The sequence below is a fragment of the Sphingobium sp. genome, assembly GCF_036170395.1.
Classification (GTDB): domain Bacteria; phylum Pseudomonadota; class Alphaproteobacteria; order Sphingomonadales; family Sphingomonadaceae; genus Sphingobium.
Genome location: NZ_JAVHPD010000075.1, coordinates 1 through 16,936, shown reverse-complemented (window position 1 = coordinate 16,936; position 16,936 = coordinate 1). Strand labels below are relative to the sequence as shown.

General features: G+C 66.7%; 20 protein-coding genes. 6 read left to right on the top strand and 14 right to left on the bottom strand.

Annotated features, from left to right (window positions below):
* Window positions 1-3: 3 nt before the first annotated feature.
* The 11 genes from V2B31_RS18250 to V2B31_RS18200 are packed head-to-tail and all read right to left on the bottom strand — an operon-like array spanning window position 4 to window position 9,680.
* Entirely contained in the window at window positions 4-864 is an 861-nt protein-coding gene (locus V2B31_RS18250; RefSeq protein ID WP_328281258.1) for a general secretion pathway protein GspK, read from the bottom strand.
* Window positions 851-2,875, bottom strand: coding sequence for a type II secretion system secretin GspD (gene gspD, locus V2B31_RS18245; RefSeq protein WP_328281254.1), 2,025 nt, complete (start codon window positions 2,873-2,875; stop codon window positions 851-853). Before gspD ends, V2B31_RS18250 begins: the two co-directional genes overlap by 14 nt.
* Complete coding sequence (locus V2B31_RS18240) at window positions 2,872-3,366, bottom strand: hypothetical protein (RefSeq protein ID WP_328281250.1); 495 nt, start codon at window positions 3,364-3,366, stop codon at window positions 2,872-2,874. Before V2B31_RS18240 ends, gspD begins: the two co-directional genes overlap by 4 nt.
* Window positions 3,326-3,877: a type II secretion system protein GspM gene (gspM, locus tag V2B31_RS18235; protein ID WP_328281246.1), complete on the bottom strand. Its 552-nt coding sequence runs from the start codon at window positions 3,875-3,877 to the stop codon at window positions 3,326-3,328. Before gspM ends, V2B31_RS18240 begins: the two co-directional genes overlap by 41 nt.
* Window positions 3,874-4,896, bottom strand: coding sequence for a PilN domain-containing protein (locus V2B31_RS18230; RefSeq protein WP_328281243.1), 1,023 nt, complete (start codon window positions 4,894-4,896; stop codon window positions 3,874-3,876). Before V2B31_RS18230 ends, gspM begins: the two co-directional genes overlap by 4 nt.
* Window positions 4,893-5,546, bottom strand: a complete 654-nt coding sequence (locus tag V2B31_RS18225) for a prepilin-type N-terminal cleavage/methylation domain-containing protein (protein ID WP_328281240.1) — start codon at window positions 5,544-5,546, stop codon at window positions 4,893-4,895. Before V2B31_RS18225 ends, V2B31_RS18230 begins: the two co-directional genes overlap by 4 nt.
* Window positions 5,543-5,896, bottom strand: a complete 354-nt coding sequence (locus V2B31_RS18220) for a hypothetical protein (RefSeq protein WP_328281236.1) — start codon at window positions 5,894-5,896, stop codon at window positions 5,543-5,545. Before V2B31_RS18220 ends, V2B31_RS18225 begins: the two co-directional genes overlap by 4 nt.
* The gene (locus V2B31_RS18215) at window positions 5,893-6,288 is read right to left on the bottom strand and encodes a GspH/FimT family pseudopilin (protein ID WP_328281232.1); all 396 of its coding nucleotides are present in this window, start codon (window positions 6,286-6,288) and stop codon (window positions 5,893-5,895) included. The genes V2B31_RS18220 and V2B31_RS18215 overlap by 4 nt, the downstream gene beginning before the upstream one ends.
* Before the next feature lie 6 nt (window positions 6,289-6,294).
* Entirely contained in the window at window positions 6,295-6,738 is a 444-nt protein-coding gene (gspG, locus tag V2B31_RS18210; RefSeq protein ID WP_328281228.1) for a type II secretion system major pseudopilin GspG, read from the bottom strand.
* A 2-nt stretch (window positions 6,739-6,740) separates the two neighbouring features.
* Window positions 6,741-7,940: a type II secretion system F family protein gene (locus V2B31_RS18205; RefSeq protein WP_328281224.1), complete on the bottom strand. Its 1,200-nt coding sequence runs from the start codon at window positions 7,938-7,940 to the stop codon at window positions 6,741-6,743.
* 6 nt (window positions 7,941-7,946) lie between these two features.
* The gene (locus V2B31_RS18200; protein WP_328281221.1) at window positions 7,947-9,680 is read right to left on the bottom strand and encodes a GspE/PulE family protein; all 1,734 of its coding nucleotides are present in this window, start codon (window positions 9,678-9,680) and stop codon (window positions 7,947-7,949) included.
* A 396-nt stretch (window positions 9,681-10,076) separates the two neighbouring features.
* Between V2B31_RS18200 and V2B31_RS18195 the strand changes: the two genes are divergently transcribed.
* The 3 genes from V2B31_RS18195 to V2B31_RS18185 all read left to right on the top strand — a co-directional run bounded on the left by V2B31_RS18195 (window position 10,077) and on the right by V2B31_RS18185 (window position 13,224).
* Window positions 10,077-11,834, top strand: a complete 1,758-nt coding sequence (locus V2B31_RS18195; protein WP_328281217.1) for a substrate-binding domain-containing protein — start codon at window positions 10,077-10,079, stop codon at window positions 11,832-11,834.
* A gap of 202 nt (window positions 11,835-12,036) precedes the next feature.
* Window positions 12,037-12,516 carry a hypothetical protein gene (locus V2B31_RS18190; RefSeq protein ID WP_328281213.1) on the top strand — a complete coding sequence of 160 codons (480 nt, stop codon included), beginning with the start codon at window positions 12,037-12,039 and terminating at the stop codon, window positions 12,514-12,516.
* A gap of 48 nt (window positions 12,517-12,564) precedes the next feature.
* Entirely contained in the window at window positions 12,565-13,224 is a 660-nt protein-coding gene (locus V2B31_RS18185) for a peptidylprolyl isomerase (protein ID WP_328281209.1), read from the top strand.
* A gap of 8 nt (window positions 13,225-13,232) precedes the next feature.
* On the opposite strand, the gene V2B31_RS18180 is transcribed toward V2B31_RS18185, so the two are convergent.
* Entirely contained in the window at window positions 13,233-13,469 is a 237-nt protein-coding gene (locus tag V2B31_RS18180) for a DUF2061 domain-containing protein (protein WP_328281206.1), read from the bottom strand.
* A 110-nt stretch (window positions 13,470-13,579) separates the two neighbouring features.
* On the opposite strand from V2B31_RS18180, the gene V2B31_RS18175 reads away from it, so the two are divergent.
* Window positions 13,580-14,320: a DUF72 domain-containing protein gene (locus tag V2B31_RS18175; protein WP_328281202.1), complete on the top strand. Its 741-nt coding sequence runs from the start codon at window positions 13,580-13,582 to the stop codon at window positions 14,318-14,320.
* Window positions 14,321-14,653: 333 nt separating this feature from the next.
* On the opposite strand, the gene V2B31_RS18170 is transcribed toward V2B31_RS18175, so the two are convergent.
* Window positions 14,654-14,839: a PspC domain-containing protein gene (locus V2B31_RS18170; protein ID WP_328281197.1), complete on the bottom strand. Its 186-nt coding sequence runs from the start codon at window positions 14,837-14,839 to the stop codon at window positions 14,654-14,656.
* A gap of 265 nt (window positions 14,840-15,104) precedes the next feature.
* Between V2B31_RS18170 and V2B31_RS18165 the strand changes: the two genes are divergently transcribed.
* On the top strand, window positions 15,105-15,560 hold the full coding sequence (locus tag V2B31_RS18165; protein ID WP_328281194.1) for a gamma-glutamylcyclotransferase family protein: 456 nt from the start codon (window positions 15,105-15,107) through the stop codon (window positions 15,558-15,560).
* Between the two features lie 127 nt (window positions 15,561-15,687).
* Here the strand turns inward: V2B31_RS18165 and V2B31_RS18160 are convergent, their stop codons facing one another.
* Window positions 15,688-16,443, bottom strand: coding sequence for an alpha/beta fold hydrolase (locus tag V2B31_RS18160; RefSeq protein ID WP_328281191.1), 756 nt, complete (start codon window positions 16,441-16,443; stop codon window positions 15,688-15,690).
* Window positions 16,444-16,753: 310 nt separating this feature from the next.
* On the opposite strand from V2B31_RS18160, the gene V2B31_RS18155 reads away from it, so the two are divergent.
* Window positions 16,754-16,936: hypothetical protein (locus tag V2B31_RS18155; RefSeq protein ID WP_328281187.1), on the top strand; the 183-nt coding region annotated here is incomplete at its 3' end.

Genomic DNA, 16,936 nt, shown 5'->3' with positions numbered 1-16,936 from the left:
CCCTCATTCCTGATAGCGTATCTCCCAGCGGCGTAGCGTCGCATCGGGAAACTCGATGATCGTTGCCCGCTCCAGCCGCGCGCCCTGCCCATCCTCAGCCAACACCCGCACAGTAAGCGGCCGGCCGCCGAGCGCCGGCGGCGCGTCCGGCTCCAGCGCGGTGCGTTGCCCCGCGAGCGCCCGCTGCCGTTCGATCACCTCGGGCGATCCCATGCCCGTCTCCAGCATCACGGCAAGCGCGAGCGGATGGGCATTGGCGGGGTCGAAGCCGCCCGCTCCGCCGAAGAACACGGTCGCGGCGGGCGCGATCCGGTCATAGATGGCGCGGTCCATCCCCCGGATCAGCGCTAGCTCGCTTATGGTCCGCAGCCCGCCATTACGCGGTTGATAGCCGAGTCTGGCATAGTCCGCCGCCTCGGCGCCATAAGGGCGGGGGTCATCGTCCGCGTCGGTCCAGTCGAGAAAGGCGTCGGTCACCTCGTCCAGCCGCCGCCCGCCGACGCCCGCACCCTCGAACATCAGCCGCGCCTGCGCTTCGGTGAGGTCGTTGAGGCGAATCTTGCCGCGCTCGTCCTCGATGCGGATGGTGAGCGATACGCCGTTAAGGGTGGTCCGATAGGGCCGACCATCGATCCGCCAAATGCTCGCGCCTATGCCGCGTGCCGCAACATGCGCCGCCGCCAGCACCAGGCCCGCGTCCGCCGCTGCCGCAAGCCGCGCCTGCTCCGCCCCGGCGGCGGTGCCGGCCAGATTGCCCTTCTCCGCCGCCAGCATGGCGAAGGCGACGCCAGCAAACAGCGCCAGCGCGATCAGCGCCGCGACCAGCGCGAAGCCGTCCTCGGACGCGGGCTTAGAGGTCGGCACCCCGGGTGCCCGGTTTGAGCGACTGGATCTTCTCCTTCAGCTCCTCGGTGATGGCCCGGCCATCATCGCTCGTGCGCACCACGCGCGGGCGCAGCAGCACCAGCAATTCGGTGCGGCGCTCCTCGCTGGTCTTGGTGCCGAACAGCGCGCCGAGCACCGGGATGCGCGAGAGCAGCGGTATGCCTTCATTGCCGCGCGTCTTGATCGCGCGGATGAGGCCGCCAAGCGCGATCGTCTGATTGTCCTGCACCGCGATCGAGCTGGCGAGGCGGCGGGTGGAGATGGTGGGCGAATCGATATTCGAGCTGCTGGTGGTCGACACGTCGCTGACCTCCTGACTGATGTCGAGCAGCACCAGACCGCCGCTGTTCACGCGCGGCGTGATCTTCAGGATGACGCCGGTATCCTTATATTCGATCGCGTTAACGATCGGCGCATTGGGATTTTCGACGCTTACCGCTGACGAGGAGGAGATCGGCACCTGATCGCCGACCTGGAGCGAAGCGGTCTGATTGTTGATGACCAGCAGCTTGGGCGCGGACACGACGTTGATCTTGGTCAGCCCCTCCAGCGCGTTGAGCGTCGCCTGCACGCTGCCGCCGTTGGAATAGCCAAGCGACAGGCCGGGGAAGATGCGGGTGGGCGTCGCGGTGGTGCCGCGCGTCAGCGCCGCTTCGTCATTGCCGTCGCGGAACAGCCATTGCACGCCGTAGCGCAGTTCGTCGTTGAGCGAGACTTCGGTGATCGCTACCTCGATCATGACCTGGAGCGGCGGGATGTCGAGCTTGCGCAGCGCATCCTCGACGATCGCGTAAGTCTGCGGGGTCGCATAGACGACGACGGCGTTGTTCGCCTCGTCGCTGGTGATCGTCATGCCGCTGGGCAGCCCGTTCGCCGGCTGCTGCGCATTTGCCGCGGCTGGGTCAGCGGGCGGGGCGGGATTGAGGGGCGATCCGGTCGGCGTGGCGTTCTGGCTCTGGTCGGGGGTGAAGAGGCCGGGCGCGCTGCCGCCATTCTGGCCCTGCTGCGCCGGCTGTGCCCCCGTCGCACGGCCCCCCATGCCGAAGGCGGCGAGCAACGTCTTGGCCAAGTCCGACGAGCGGCCATTCTGCACGCGATAGACGAACAGGCGCGGCTGGCTGTTCTCGCCTTCGCGGTCCAGAATATCGACCCAGCGGCGCACGTCCTGAAGATATTGCGGCTGGGACGAGACGGCGAGGATGCCGTTCAGCCGGTCCATCGCAATGAGCTTGACCAGGCCCGCCGTCGGCGCGCCGGGACTGTCGACCAGCTTCTCCAGTTCGGGCACGATCAGCCGCGCATCGGTGCGGCGAGGCACATAGAGCGCGAAGGACATGTTCCGCAGCCAGTTAACGTCGAACCGCTCGACCAGGTCGCGTACCGCGCGGCGCTGGCCCGTGGTGCCGGCGACGGTCAGGATATTCTGGCTCGGATCGACGCTGGCGACCAGCCCCGGCAGCACCGAATCGAGCACCTGCTTGAGCAGCGTGGCGCTGACGAATTTCAGCGTAAAGGCTTCATTGCCGAAGCCGCTGTTGCCCTCGCCAACCAGGCCCGCCTGCTGCCGCGCCTGTTCGACGGTGGTGACGACATAGGTGCCGTTGCTGTTGATGATGGCGAGGCCTGATACGCGGAACGCACCCTCCAGGAAGGGGAGGACCGAGGATCGGGCGATCGGCCGGTCGGACACTACCGTCACCGGCGTGTCGAGCGACGGGTCGATGCTGAAGGGCACGCGCAATATGTCGCCGAACACGGCGCGCGCGACCTGCTGCACGCTGACGCCGGGGAAGTTGAGCGTGATGTCGCCGCGCCCGATCGGCTGGTCGGGCAGCGGCGCGCGGGGATTGGGAATCTGGCCGTTGCCGGGGACGATCGTGGCGCGGACATCGCGATCGCCGCCCGGCTCGGCCTGCTGTGCCGGCGCGCCACCGGCAAGAGCGAGCAGGGCGACGGCGGCGACGCCGCGTTTCAGCATCGCCCGCATCATTCGCCGCCTTCCGCCGCTGCTGGCGCAGCGGTATCGCCCACGCGCAGCGTCAGGCTGCGCGATCCATCGTCTATCCGAGCGGAGGCCGCCCCGATGCCGGTCACGCGCCAGGGGCCGACGCGCCCGCCGAGGGGAACGGTAACCGCAACCCCGTCCGTCCCGCGCAGCACCGCCGCGCCACCCCGGCCGGATCGCGCGACGCCCAGCAGGCTGACCGCGCCCGATCCCGGCGCGCCCGCCTTGCCGCCGCTGCTTCCGCTGGGCGCGAAAATGTCGCGCGCGGCCAGCACCGGGGGAATCGATGCTGGCAGCGACTCGGCCGTGCGAAGGTCGGGCGCCTTCATCGCCCGCATCGGCATGTCCGGCAGGTCCACCGTTACGGGCGTCAGCAGCTGGAACAGCAGGGCCAGCGCCAGCAGCAGCGCCAGCGCGGCGGGCAAGGGCGCATCCTCAGCGGATCGCCGCAGCGTCGAAAGGCGCGGAAATTTCAAGTTGGACCTCCATCGGCGCGGCGGTTCCGGCCTGGAACGCCGCGTTGGCGGCGATGCTCGTCGCGCCGATCAGGATGAGCGGCTGCTCATTCTGCACGTCCGCCAGGAAGCGCGCGAAAGGAGCCATCCCCACCACCATGGTCACGCGCAGACTTGCCCAACCCGCCTTGCCATCGGCGCTTTGCGACATTTTCGTGACGATCTCGTGACGCAGGGCGGTGCGGCGAACGAGGTCGCGCAAACGGCCGGTCGCCTCCTCCTGATTGCGCGCCGGCAGAGCGAAGCGCGGCGCATCGGCGCGCTGGCGGCGGGCGGCGGCGCGCAACAGGGGCAAGGATGCGGCGATTTGCTGGTTGCGCTGATGCTGCATCAGCAATTGCGCCTTCGCCTCGCGCCGCTCCGCAAAGCCATCGAGGATCGGCTGGACAATGCCAAGCCAGGCGAGCGCCACCAGAGCGACGAGGATGAGAATGGCGATCAGCCGCTGCTCGCGCGGATTGGGCGTCTTCATCGCCGCCGCTCTGGCAGATAGACGGCGCTGATGTCGAACGCGCGCATCTGGTCGGCGGCGGCGGCCGGCGCACCTTCCGCGTCATTTTCGACGATCGCGCGCAGCCGGGGCGACTGACGCAGCGCTTCGGCGACGTCGATCGTGCCCGGGGCAAAGCCGACCAGCCGCACCTGCCGCTGCCGATATTCGAGCCGCTGGACCCAGGCGCCCGGCGGCAGCGCGGCGCTGAGCGCAGCGAGCAGCGGCAGCGGGTCTTGCTCTGCCCGCGCGCGCACCAACCATTGCCGACGCTGCTGCTCCTTCTCGATCCGCTGGCGGATCAGCAGCGCGGTGCGGCCGGCTGGGGCCTGTTCCTCGACCGCCGCCTGCGTCGCTTCGAGCGTGGCGACGTCGCGCCAGATCAAAGCGCCGATGTTGAGCGCGACCAAAGCGGCGACGACCACCCACCAGCGCCACCGACCGCTGTCCGCCTGGGCGATGCCGGCAGCCTTGAGGAAGTCGAAATGATAGCCGTCCTCTTCCGACAGCGCGATCCGGGAGGGGCGGATGTCCATGGCGTCGAGCGATTCGATCCAGCCCATCAGCCGGTCGCGCGGCACCATGCCCAGCCGCACCGACAGGCGGGTTTCCGATCGCTCTACCGATTCGACATCGAAAACGGCCTGCGGCTGCGGGATTGGCCCGATCCGGTCGATGTCCATCGCCAGCATCTGCCGCAACTCGCCGCGCCCCAGCGGCGGCACGTCGATAGAGCGGCAGAGAATGTCGCCGGGCTGGAGGGCGGCGAGCAGCCCCTGCCGCTGCCGGGCGCTCAGCATATGCGCGCTCTGTCCAGTGCCCACGATATGCCAGCCGGAGGGATCGGCGGGATCGCGGGCGATCACCGTGCCGCGATGGCGCTGCCGCCGCGCCATGCCGGGCAGCATCGCCGCCAACTGGCCGGTCCACCATTCCCACCCCTGCGCCAGCCAGCGGCGCAGCGTCGGCATGTCCGCCGCCAGCAGTTCGCGCAGCGTCATGTCCGCCCCCGGCATGTGCCCGTCGCGGGGACATAGACGCACAGATTGTCCACGGTCGCGGCGGGTTGCACGATCAGGTCGGGCCAAATCCGCCGGTCGCCGGGTGCGAAGGTCGCGCGGATGCGGATCATCTGCGGCAGATTGCTCTGCCCCTCCCAGCGGCCCCGCCAGCGCGGCTGCATGTCGGGCGCGGCCGCGCCATAATAAGCGAACTCCAGCGCCGTGAGGCCGGTTGTTATGGTCGCGCGTTCGCTCATGCGTTCGGGGGTCAGCGTCAATGTCGACTGGCTGTCAAGCACCAGGGCGCCGTCGGCCGCCAGCCCCAGCCGGTAGAGGAGCGGCGGGGCGGGCGCCTTCGCGTCCGGCACGGCCGACTGGAACAGCATTTCGCGCGCATCGCCGGAAAAGAGGATACGCGGCTGGCTGCCGTTGAAGCTGCCCTGCGGGAAGATGCGCCAGACGAGTGCGCGCAGCGCGGTCTGCGTCGCCATCACATCCTCGCCCGCGCGGGTGCGCGCCTCGACCCGCTGCCAGCCGCCGCGCCCGCTGGCAAGGCCGGTCAGCAGCATGGCCGACACCATGGCGAGGATCGCCAGGCTAACGAGCAGCTCGATCAGCGTGAAGCCGGCCTGAGATGCGTTCTTGCTCATGCGGCGGGGCGCAAGCTGTCGAGCCGGACCCGGACGGCGGGGTCGCGGGGGCTGCTAACTGATACAGCGAGTGGGACAGTTGTTCGACGGTCGCCGCCGCCTGCTGGCCCCACCTCGACTCGCCAGATAAAGCCGTGATCGGTGCCGCTGCGGCTGCCGCTGGCAGGGGGACGGTTGAGCGGATATTCAGCGAGCCGCGACTGGGCGATCAGCAGGGCGATGCGCTGGTCCGACACACGGCGAGCGCGGCGGGCGCTGTCGTGGAGCGTCTGGAAGGCCGCGGCCAGGATCATCGCCAATATGGCCGTGGCGATGAGCGTTTCGACCAGGATGGAGCCGCGCTCGTTCACCGCGCCGGTGCTTCCGCTTCGACAAGGCCGGTCACGGGCCGGATGCGCAGCATCTGCGTCGCGCGGGGGCCGGTCAGCGCCAACTGCGCCGCACTTGCCGACCCGTCGGGGTAGAAGCTGATCCGGGCGGGACGGGCGCGCAGCACCAGCGGATCGGGCAGGTCCACGGCGGTCACGCCGATGCTATAGCGCCTGCCGTCGGGCGAGAGGGTCAGCGCCACCGGCTGCCCGCCCCGCACTGCCTGCGCCCGCGCGACGCGCAGATTGGCGAGCAGGGTGGAGGCGGCGCTCGTCTGCCGGCTGCCCTCCCACGCGCTGTCCATCGCCGGAAAGGCGATCGAGGCGATCAGCACGGAGATGGCGACCGCGATCAGGGCTTCGATCAGCGACATGGGCGCTTACCAGTTGCCCACATCCTTGGCCTCGCCGGTGCCGCCGGGGGCGCCGTCCGATCCCAGAGTGAAGATGTCATAATCGCCATGCTCGCCCGGCGCTTTCATTTCATAGGGCTTGCCCCAGGGATCGATAAGCGCGCTTTCCTGCGGCAGATAGGGGCCGTTCCAGGCGGCGGCGCCCGACGGCGCCTTCACCAGCGCGCCGAGGCCAGCACCGGCGGGCGGCAGGCCGCCATTGTCGAACCGGTACAGTTCCATGGCCGACGCGATATTCTTGATCTGCACCTTGGCGGTCTGGCTCTTGGAACTGCCGAGATAGCGGAGCGCCTGTGGCGCGACGATCGCGGCGAGGAGGCCGAGAATCGCGATCACGACCAGCAGTTCGAGCAGCGTGAAGCCGCCTTCGCCGGGGCGGCCGGGCCGGTGCGGGGGGCGGGAGGACAGCATGGTTACTCCAGGGCGAGATCGTTGAAACCCAAAATGGCCGTCATGATCGACCCGATCACGGCCGCTACGATGATGCCCATCACGACGGTGATGACCGGCGTCAATATTGTGACAAAGCGTTTCAGTTTGACGGCAATCTCTTCATCCAGCGCGTCGGCCAGCCGTTCGAGCATGGCGTCGAGCCGGGCCGTCTCCTCGCCGGTGCGCATGAAGCTGATGGCGAGGCGCGGGAACATGCCCGATTCGGCCGCCTGTTGCGAAAAGTTCGCGCCCTCCCGCACCCGCTCCGCGATGCGGGCGACAGCGTCCGCCATTACCCGGTTGCCGATCGTGCGCTGCGCCAGGGCAAGCGCCGGGGCAAGCGCGACGCCGCCGCTCAGCAGCGTACCCAGCACCCGGGCGAAACGTCCGGTCTCGATCCGGTGGATTAGGTCGCCAATCTGCGGCAGGGCAATCAACCGCCGGTCGAGCATCGCGCGCGCAGCGGGCTGGCGCAGCCAGCCGCGCAAGAGGAAAACGATGCCGACCAGCGCACCCAGCATCAGCAGCCCATAAGCGCGAAAGCCCTGGCTGGCGCGTATGACCATCTGGGTCATGGGCGGCAGCCGGTCTTGCGCGCCGGCGAACAGCCCCTCGAACTGCGGCACGATGAACAGCAGCATGAGGATGATGACCGCCAGGCCGATGAGGGTCAGCATGATCGGATAGATAAGCGCCGAGACGATGTCGCTTTGCAGCTTCTGCGCACGCTCCAGCGTGGCGGCGAGCTTGCCCAGTGCCGCCGGCAAGGTCGCGCTCGCCTCCCCCGCCGCGATCATCGGCGCGGCCAGCGGCGGGAAGCTGCCGCGCGCGGCGGCGATCGCTTCGGAGAGCGGGGTGCCTTCTTTCACTTGGCTGTGGATTGCGGAAAGCTGCTGGCGCAGCGCAGCGGTTGCGGCATTGTCGACAGCGATGGCGAGCGCCCGGTCGAGCGAGAGGCCCGCGTCGAGCAAGGTCGCCAACTCGCCGAACAGCTTGGCGATATGGCGGGGGTCGAGCTTCGCGCCGCCGCCATCCTTGCCGGCGGCTGCCGGGGTTACGCCGATCGGGCGCAATCCCTGGCTGCGCAGCACGTCCAGCGCCTGCGCGGCGCTGCCCGCCTCGACCGCGCCTTCGCGCATCGCGCCGCTGGCGGTCGCGGCGCGATAATGGAACTGGGGCATGGAAACCTAGCTTTCTCGCGTCACGCGCAGCACTTCCTCGACGGTGGTAACACCGCGTGCTGCCTTGGCAAGCCCGTCGGCCAGCATCGATCGCAACCCCTCCTGCTCGGCGGCGCGATGGATGTCGCGCGCTTCGGCGCGCGCGATGATGAGGTCGGCGATGGTCTCGCTGATCTCCAGCAGTTCCACCACCGCGCTGCGGCCGCGATAGCCCGACTGGCCGCATTCCTCGCAGCCGATGGGACGGCGGAAATCGGCGTCGGCCGGCAACGCCGCAATCAGTGCCGGCTCGATCCCCGCCGCCTCCAGCTGGGCCTGGACATGCGGCATCGGCGCGTTGCAGACGGGGCACAGGCGACGCACCAGCCGCTGCGCTAGCACGGCGTTCAGCGTGCTGGTGAGCAGGAACGGTTCCATCCCCATGTCGAGCAGACGGGTGACCGCCGCCGCCGCGCTGTTGGTGTGCAGCGTGGAGAGGATGCTGTGCCCGGTCAGCGCCGCCTGGACAGCGATCTGCGCAGTTTCAAGATCGCGGATTTCGCCCACCATGATGACGTCGGGATCCTGCCGCAGGAAAGAGCGCAGCGCCGACGCGAAGGTGAGGCCGATGCCGGGCTGCACCTGGGTCTGGCTGACACCTTTCAGGCGATATTCGATCGGGTCTTCAACCGTCAGTATCTTGCGGCCCGGCGTATTGATCTGGTCGAGCGCGGCATAGAGGCTGGTTGTCTTGCCGCTGCCGGTGGGGCCTGTGACCAGGGTGATGCCGTGCGGCTTGCCGATGGCCCGCAGCACCGCCCGGGTCTGATCCTCGGTAAAGCCGAGCGCGGTGAAATCGAGCGCGACACTGGACCGGTCGAGCAGGCGCATGACGACGCTTTCGCCGTGGATGGTCGGCGATGTCGCGACGCGCAGGTCGATTTCATGCCCGCGCACCGCTAGCCGCAGGCGGCCGTCCTGCGGCAGGCGGCGCTCGGCGATGTTGAGCGACGCCATCACCTTGATGCGCGCCACCATGGCCTGTTTCATCGCCGCCGGCAGGGGCGCCATTTCGCGCATCACGCCATCGACGCGGAAGCGCACGGCCAGCCCATCCTCCGTCGGCTCCAGATGGATGTCCGACGCCTGCATCTCGCCCGCGCGGGCGATCAGCCGGTTGACCGCGCGGATCACCGGCGCGTCGCTCGCCTGATCCTTGAACCGCTCCAGATCCTCCTCGTCCAGCGAATCGTCGTCCGCTTCGGCGGCCTGTTCGGCCTGGCCGTAGAGCCGGTCGAGCGCGGCATCGATGTCGGACGACATGCCGATCGCCAGCCGCACCGGGGTTCCCATCAGGAAGGAGATGGCGTCGCGCGCATAGGGGTCCAGCGGGTTGGCGACCGCCAGCAGTAGCCGGCCATCCTCCTCCGCGACCGGCAGCACATGCTGGTCGCGCAGGAAGCGCGGCGCCAGGATGCCCATGCCCAGCGGCTCGTCAGGGAATTGCTGCGGCAGCATGATCGGTATGCCGGTGGCGGTCGAGAAAAAGCGCGCGAGCCGCTGTTCGGAGACCATGCCCAGCCGCGTCAGCACCGTCTCGATCCGGTCACCGGTTTCCTGCTGCACCTGAAGGGCGCGATTGCCGACGTCGCGCGTCAGCACCCCGCCCGACACCAGCCGATCGATCACCCGTCCACAATGATAGGGCGATGGAGGAGCGTCCCCCTGCTCCTGCTTCGCCGCTTGCGCCGACGCCCGCATCCTGACTTCCCGACCCCCGACTTGCCGCCAGCCCCACCCGGCGGAATGAACCCCGACACCCTGCGCCCGCGACATTTTTCGCCGTCTGCACAATATGTTGGCAGTCGGCGAATCAGCTAATCATGGGACGTTGGTAAATGTCATAAAAGTGTTACCGACCTCATGTTTATGAGCTTCCGCAAGACTCGGCAATAATTGTTTCGTGCCGAACCTTGCAAGGAAAGAGGGGGTGCTCTTTCCGAGGATGATGGGGGCACGATCTTGATGGGCCAGGAGTAACATTTTCTTCCTGGTGGGGTTTTTAGGACTGTTACAATTTTGTGACCGATTATTTTCGGAATGATGTCGCGTGCTCCATTGGCACGGCGACCAACTTCTATTGTCTATTGGAGGTTTATGATGCTTCGTAAAGCCTATCTTCTGGGCACTGCCGCGGCGTTCGTCGCCGGCAGCATGTCCGTCATCGCCGGCGCGCAGACCGTCGACACCGTCTATGGTAACGGCGCGTCGCTGCCCGCTCCCTATTTCCGCCAGGCCGCTGACTGCTACAGCGTCAAGACCGACCTGATCTTCGACGGCAACCCGCCTGTCCTGCAGACCGCCCCGGACTTCAACTACACCGGCACGCCGGCGCAGGATTGCGCGACCACCGACTATATCGCCAACGACAGGCTGGTCTATAAATCGACCGGTTCGGGCGTCGGCATCGCAGCCTTCTTCAGCCACGACCCGGTTCGCGCGGGCGACATCGACCCCGCTGACGGCGTGCAGCTGTTCCCGACCATCAACTATGCGCTGTCGGAAACCTCGCTCGGCACGAACGACGTTGCGGCCTATAATAATGGCGGCACCGTTCAGGGCGTGACCGTCGTGGCCCCCGGCGTGACCCCGGGTACCGGCCAGTATCGCAACCCGCGCGAAGCCTATGGCGCCATGGTCCAGTTCCCGCTGCTGATCGCGCCGGTGACCATCGCCTATGATCCGGTCTACAAGAAGATCCGCAACGGCGACGGCAGCATCAGCGAATATAGCCTAAACCTGCGCTATCCGCGCGCCGACGGCTCGGGCGGCCTGCGCCTCAGCCAGGCGGCGGTCTGCGCGATCTTCAACGGCGACATCGTCAACTGGGGCGACAGCCGTCTGCGGGCGCTAAACGGCAACCGCTCGTTCGTCGACCTGAGCGATCCGGGCTCGTTCACCGTGCCGCTCCAGATCGTCGGCCGTGAGGACAGCTCGGGCACGACCTCGCTCTGGACCCGCTTCCTTGCCAACGCCTGCGCCAGCTACACCGGCAACGCCTATGCCGACTCGACCAGCCGCCTGCCGGGCGTCTATGTCGACTCGACCGGCGCGACCCGCACCACCAGCTCGCCCAAGGATCTGGTCGGCGCGGTCTGGAACAAGAGCTCGAACAACGCCGGCGCCGGCCGCGTATTCTACGCCGGCAACGACGCTGAAGTCGCAGGCAAGTATACGCTCGCCAACGGCAATGACGGTGTCGCCAAATATATCGACTTCACCGCCGAGCCGGGCGCGACGGCCGGCAACCTCGTCCGTCAGGGCCGCATCGGCTATGTCGGCCCCGACTTCGTGCTGCCGGGCGTGCTCTACACCCAGGCGAACAACTACAACCTCCAGACCGCCGACGTTCAGAATGTCGCCGGCGCCTATCGCGCGCCGACGGCCACGGCGCTTCGTTCGTCGTTCGGCTCCATCCTGCCGCCCGAATCGGACGCCAACGGCAATTATGTTCCGAACACGGCTTGCCTGAGCGGCGACGTTTCGGCCTCGTGCCGCAACCAGCCGCAGGATTGGGTCCAGGCGGCGTCGAAGACCGCTCCTCTCGCCAATCCGACCGGCTCGCTGTCTTACCCGATCGTGGGCACGTCCAATATCCTGCTCTACAGCTGCTATGCTTCGGACGCCGCTCGCACTCCGCTGGTCGGCTTCCTGAGCTTCTACTTCAAGAGCGCGACCATCAACAATACGTCGCTGGGCTTGCTGGCGTCGTCGGGCTTCCAGCCGATCACGACCCCGTGGCGCAAGGCGATCACCGACAGCTTCGTGACGTCGACCGACCCGAACGGCACTCAGCTGACGATCGCTCGCCGTGGCGCTCGCGCCTGGTGCCCGAGCACCGTCATCGGCGGCTGATCGCCTCTTTGACCTGAATGCAGGAGGCCCGGCAGAATCTGCTGGGCCTCTTTGCCTTTTCAGCTCCACGGTTGACCTTTATCGAATGAGAAAGCGAACCATGCGGTCCTTGCCGATGCTGCCCGGACTCCTGTCGGCCTGTTGCCTTTTATGGGGCGCTGGGCCAGCCCTGGCCGAGCAGGCCCAGACTTCAGAAATTCCGATGAACGAGGCCGCGCCTCAGGTGCCGGGCGGTCCTGTGCCGCTGCGGACGCTGCAATGCCATGTGCGGCATGCCACCAATATCGATCCGACCGCCAGCCAGTCGGAAGCCGACATCCTCTATTCCGACGAGGCCGATTTCACGCTGGAGCTGGGCGCCGCGCAGGTGCCGCTCGCTATGGGCCTCGGCACCGCCAATGCGGGTGAGACGCCGCCCGCCAGCTACCGGATCACGGCCGACCCGCAAAAGCTGTTCGCCATGGCCGGGCCGAGCTTCGACCGGGTCGCCGACTATTGGCCCAAGCATGTCGAAGTCGGCAAGACGATCATGGGCAAGGCCTTTTCCTTCATCCTGCTCAATGCCGTGGAGGGAGACCCGGCGCATATGACCGCCTTCGTCTCGCGCGCGGCCGATGCGGTAGCGATCGACCTTGGCTGGGTCTATCGCGGCCGGTGCGACATCGTGCAGCCTGGCCGCTGACGTCACGACAATTGCGGATCGGCTGCGCGGGCTTTAGGAGCAGGCGCGATGCGTCTCCTGCTTTTGCTGCTGTCAATGCTCGCGGCCTCTCCGGCTGTCGCCCTCCCCGCCAACCGGCCGACGCCTGGCTATACGCGCGTTGCCATCGAAACCTCGGTCGGCACGATCACCGTTGCGGTCGATCGCAAGCGCGCGCCGCAGACGTCGGCCAATTTCCTGACCTATGTCGATGACGGGCGGTTCGACGGCGTCACCTTCTACCGCGCGGCGCGGCGCAAGAGCGATCCGCGCTTCGGCCTGATCCAGGGCGGGATCGACACCGATGCGCGCCGGTCGTTGCCGCCAATCCCGCATGAGCCGACGAGCCGCACGGGCATCCGCCACCTCGACGCCACCCTGTCGATGGCGCGGCCCAACCGGCCCAATTCGGCGATGGGCAATTTCTTCATCACGATCGGCGCGACCCCCAATATGGACGCGCGGGGCGAGTATATCGGCTATGCCGCCTTCGGCCATGTGGTTGCCGGCATGGACGTGGTCCGCCGGATATTGGCGGCGCAGACGTGCTGCGGATCGGGACCGATGCGGGGACAGATGATCGTCAAGCCCGTCCGAATCCTGCGCGCCCGCCGGCTCGACGGCACGCCGAGCCCCTCGCACGGGGTGAAGCCGTGGCTGATCGGGCTCAATAAGAGAACAGCGAGATAGACACCTGTTTAGGCGAAATTCGCCTGCCCGGCGGACCAGGCGCGGCCGCTTTCGCGCGACGGACGGGCCTGCACCCGCTTCCATGCCTGTTCATGGAAGAAGAAGGCGACGGCGTTGATGACCGGCTCGATGAGGGCGATGCCGCCGGCCAGCGCCACCGATCCGGTCAGCACATAGGCGACGGTGAAGCCGACGGTGAGGTGGATTACGAGATAGGTGGTGGTTTTGATGAGATCGAGCGACATGGGGAACTCCTTTCTCTTGCAATTAAGAGTTAGTCGCAATAGTGGCTAGCGGGTTTTTCCGCTGGCTCTGATCGCCCCGGCCGATCAGGATATGGCGGAAGGAGAAGCACATGGCGGGACGCATCAGGGTGGGGATTGGCGGCTGGGTCTATGAGCCATGGCGCGGTAGCTTCTATCCGGCGGGGCTGCGGCAGAAGGATGAATTGACCTATGTCGGCCAGCATCTGACCGCGACCGAGATCAACGCGACCTATTATAGCAGCCAGAAGCCGGCGACCTTCGCCGGCTGGGCGGCGCAGGTGCCCGACGGCTTCCAGTTCGCGGTCAAGGCGTCGCGCTTCTGCACCAATCGCAAAGTGCTGGCCGAGGCGGGCGAGTCCGTCGCCAAGTTCGTCGGCCAGGGGATCGCCGAACTGGGCGACCGGCTGGGGCCGATCCTGTGGCAGTTCATGCCGACCAAGCGGTTCGATCCCGACGATTTCGGTGCGTTCCTGAAGCTGCTCCCCGCCAGCGTCGATGGCGTGCCGCTGCGCCATGCGATCGAGGTGCGGCACGAGAGTTTCGACGATCCTGCCTTTCTGGCGCTGGCGCAGGCGGCGGGGGTTGCCGTGGTGCTGGTCGACCATGACGACTATCCGGCCATCCACGGCCATGATGTCGGCTTTTCCTACAGCAGGCTGATGCGCGCGCAGGCGGACGAGCCGACCGGCTACCCGGCCGATGCGATCGTGCATTGGGCTGAGCAGGCGAAAGCGCAGGCGGCGCGGGGCGATGTCTTCACCTTTTTCATCAGCGGCGCGAAAGAGCGCAACCCGGCAGCAGCGCAGGCGATGATTGTGGCTTTGCAGTAACAGCTCTGTTGCATCTGCTGCAACCGGTCTGCCGCGCTTTGCGATTGTTGCGCAGGCATAAGGAGCGTAGGGGGCCGTCACCCCGCGCTTGCGGGGCAATTGCAGCTATGATGGAGTTGACTATGCGTCAGGCTTTTCAAGGCGCTGTGCTGGCCGTTGCGGTCGGCGTGCAGATGCTGAACTTCTATTCGGTGCTCTATGCCTGATCGCGGTTTATCCGCGATCTTGATCCCGACACGAGGGGATAAGGAAAGGCCGCTCCCAGTATGAACCGGAGCGGCCTTTTCATTTCCTATCGACTTGACGATTAGATCGCCCCGACTTTGCGGGCAATCAGCCTTCGGCCAGCCAACCGGCGAGCAGATAGGCCACGACCCCGATCGGACCGAGCGCGCAGAGCGTCAGCAGCACCAGCACGACGCGGATCAGTGTGACATCCATGCCGGTGCGGTTGGACAAGCCGGCGCATACGCCCATGATCTTGCCGGCGCGACGGTCGAGGGTGAAGCTGTTGTTCATGACAATGGACCTTTGATGCGGATGATGGGGGTGGTCAGGCGATGGCCGACACCGGGACGGCGGCGCTGACGAACAGGCCGGCGGAAATGATCGCGCCGAGAAAGGCGAAAGCGGCATAATGAATCTTCACGATGGACATGGCGGCTACTCCCTGATGATGTCGGCTGGATGATCCAGCCTTGCTGCCCTCCATTTTGCAGAGAGCGTGCCAAGTTGAAGATGTCGCGGAAAAGCGTTGGTTTGCGGGAGTGTCACCCAGATATGGATGGACGATATTTCCGTCTATTGGGGTTTTTCCCCGCTGGTTGGGAAATGCGCCATGCCCTCTAATCTGCTCTTCGTCTATGGCACGCTGAGGATCGGCTGCGCCCATTCGATGGCGGCCCGCCTCTTGTCGGAGGCCGACTATTTGGGGCCGGCCACAGTCGGCGGCAAGCTCTACCGGATCGCCGACTATCCGGGCTTGATGCCGGGGCCGGAGGGGCGCGTCACTGGCGACCTGTTCCGCCTGACCGACGCCGACGCAACACTGGCCTGGATCGACGCCTATGAGGAAGTCACGCCCGATTTCCCCGCGCCGCGGGAATATCGGCGCGAACGGATGACGGTCGAAACCGGGGGTGGCGCGGTGATGGCGTGGGTCTACGTCTACACGCGCGATCCGGAGGGCTTGCCGAGCATTGTGGGTGGCGACTTTCTTCTAGCGGATGAGGCCCAATGACCACCCCTAACCCTGCCCTGAAGGGGAGAGAAAGAGTCCTGCTCTGGGCAGTCTGGTAATATTCCGGCCCGGCGTGAGGGGGTAGGAGGCGTGTCGATCAACCGCGTTGCCCGGAGGCGCGCTTCCACTAGGGCCCTTCTTTAGTTTGATCCAGGCGCGTCAGAAAACCGTGGATCACGGCCGCCGTTTCGGCTCGTTCGAGAATGTCGCAATGGCCGGCCGGTCGGTCGGCCATATGCCTGATCGGCACATAGCGCGCAGACGGAAAAGCGCCGCTGATCGACATTGCGCGCAGATCATTCTGATCGATCGCCTGGCTGGCCTCGGCCCCGACGATCAGCGTCGGCCGGCGATAGGGATGTGCAGGGTCGGGGCAGTCTCGGCCGCTCAGCGTCGCCAGCAATGCGCGAGCGGGGACAGCGGCGTTGGCGCTCACCGAGCGCACCAAGGCAATGGTCCCTTCATCCGCCACGGGCGAGTATAGAAATTCGCGGGCCACTCGCGCCGGGTCGCGGGCGATGGGGGCGATCTTGCGAAATGTTCGCCAGACGCCCGCGCCGACCGCCGGCTGGGGATCGATCAGCACCAGCGCGGCCGCATCGAGCAACAGGCGGCGCGCAATGATCTGCGCGAACGCACCGCCCTGGCTATGCCCGCCCAGCACCAGCCGAATCGGCCCCAACACCGCCGTCACCGCATGGGCGATCAGGGCGGCAATCGTCCGATGGCTTAGCCAGGCAACGCGGCGATCGCTTGCGCCCGAGCCCGGCGTATCGACAAAAACCATTGTGCGATGCGGCATCAGCGCCAGCAATCGCGGGCCAAGGTCGAAATAAGCGCTCGCTCCACTGAATGCGCCGCCCGGCAGGAGAACAAGCGGCATGGCGTTGGGGGCTTCGTGTGGCGTGAAACAATGGACGGCAACGCGCCGCGTCGACCGTTTCGCTGTAACATCGAGATCGTGGCGTTGATAGGCGTGAGTCGCGGTTCCCCTTGCAAAACGGCCTATGGCCAGGATCCGGTCCAGCTTTGCCCCATCCTCCATCGCGACCCTAGTCTCTCCCCCGTATCGTGAGTAGAAAGATATCTACCTTATATTATTTTGTCGAGCGACTGCGGTATCGGCGGCCAAGGCCGTGCAACCCCGCCAAAAAGATCGCCGGCGCTGGACCTGTGCTCGATGGCGGGCAGTGGTGAAAGCGCATTGGGCCTACACGCTGCGTCGGCTGATCGAATTCGGCCCAATGCCGTCAGATCACGCCTTCGGCACGCAGCGTGGCGATCTCCTGGTCGGAATAGCCACCCAATCGGTGTCAATCGTCGTCCAAACGGGACCCCCGATCGGCGCGCAAAAGGGACCCCCTCTCAGGGATGGC

Excerpts from the sequence above, each read along its gene's own strand:
- gspD (WP_328281254.1), bottom strand. The coding sequence starts at position 2,875 with ATGATGCGGGCGATGCTGAAACGCGGCGTCGCCGCCGTCGCCCTGCTC.
- gspM (WP_328281246.1), bottom strand. The coding sequence starts at position 3,877 with ATGAAGACGCCCAATCCGCGCGAGCAGCGGCTGATCGCCATTCTCATC.
- V2B31_RS18230 (WP_328281243.1), bottom strand. The coding sequence starts at position 4,896 with ATGACGCTGCGCGAACTGCTGGCGGCGGACATGCCGACGCTGCGCCGC.
- V2B31_RS18225 (WP_328281240.1), bottom strand. The coding sequence starts at position 5,546 with ATGAGCAAGAACGCATCTCAGGCCGGCTTCACGCTGATCGAGCTGCTC.
- V2B31_RS18215 (WP_328281232.1), bottom strand. The coding sequence starts at position 6,288 with ATGTCGCTGATCGAAGCCCTGATCGCGGTCGCCATCTCCGTGCTGATC.
- gspG (WP_328281228.1), bottom strand. The coding sequence starts at position 6,738 with ATGCTGTCCTCCCGCCCCCCGCACCGGCCCGGCCGCCCCGGCGAAGGC.
- V2B31_RS18205 (WP_328281224.1), bottom strand. The coding sequence starts at position 7,940 with ATGCCCCAGTTCCATTATCGCGCCGCGACCGCCAGCGGCGCGATGCGC.
- V2B31_RS18200 (WP_328281221.1), bottom strand. The coding sequence starts at position 9,680 with ATGCGGGCGTCGGCGCAAGCGGCGAAGCAGGAGCAGGGGGACGCTCCT.
- V2B31_RS18195 (WP_328281217.1), top strand. The coding sequence starts at position 10,077 with ATGATGCTTCGTAAAGCCTATCTTCTGGGCACTGCCGCGGCGTTCGTC.
- V2B31_RS18190 (WP_328281213.1), top strand. The coding sequence starts at position 12,037 with ATGAACGAGGCCGCGCCTCAGGTGCCGGGCGGTCCTGTGCCGCTGCGG.
- V2B31_RS18185 (WP_328281209.1), top strand. The coding sequence starts at position 12,565 with ATGCGTCTCCTGCTTTTGCTGCTGTCAATGCTCGCGGCCTCTCCGGCT.
- V2B31_RS18180 (WP_328281206.1), bottom strand. The coding sequence starts at position 13,469 with ATGTCGCTCGATCTCATCAAAACCACCACCTATCTCGTAATCCACCTC.
- V2B31_RS18175 (WP_328281202.1), top strand. The coding sequence starts at position 13,580 with ATGGCGGGACGCATCAGGGTGGGGATTGGCGGCTGGGTCTATGAGCCA.
- V2B31_RS18170 (WP_328281197.1), bottom strand. The coding sequence starts at position 14,839 with ATGAACAACAGCTTCACCCTCGACCGTCGCGCCGGCAAGATCATGGGC.
- V2B31_RS18165 (WP_328281194.1), top strand. The coding sequence starts at position 15,105 with ATGGACGATATTTCCGTCTATTGGGGTTTTTCCCCGCTGGTTGGGAAA.
- V2B31_RS18160 (WP_328281191.1), bottom strand. The coding sequence starts at position 16,443 with ATGCCGCTTGTTCTCCTGCCGGGCGGCGCATTCAGTGGAGCGAGCGCT.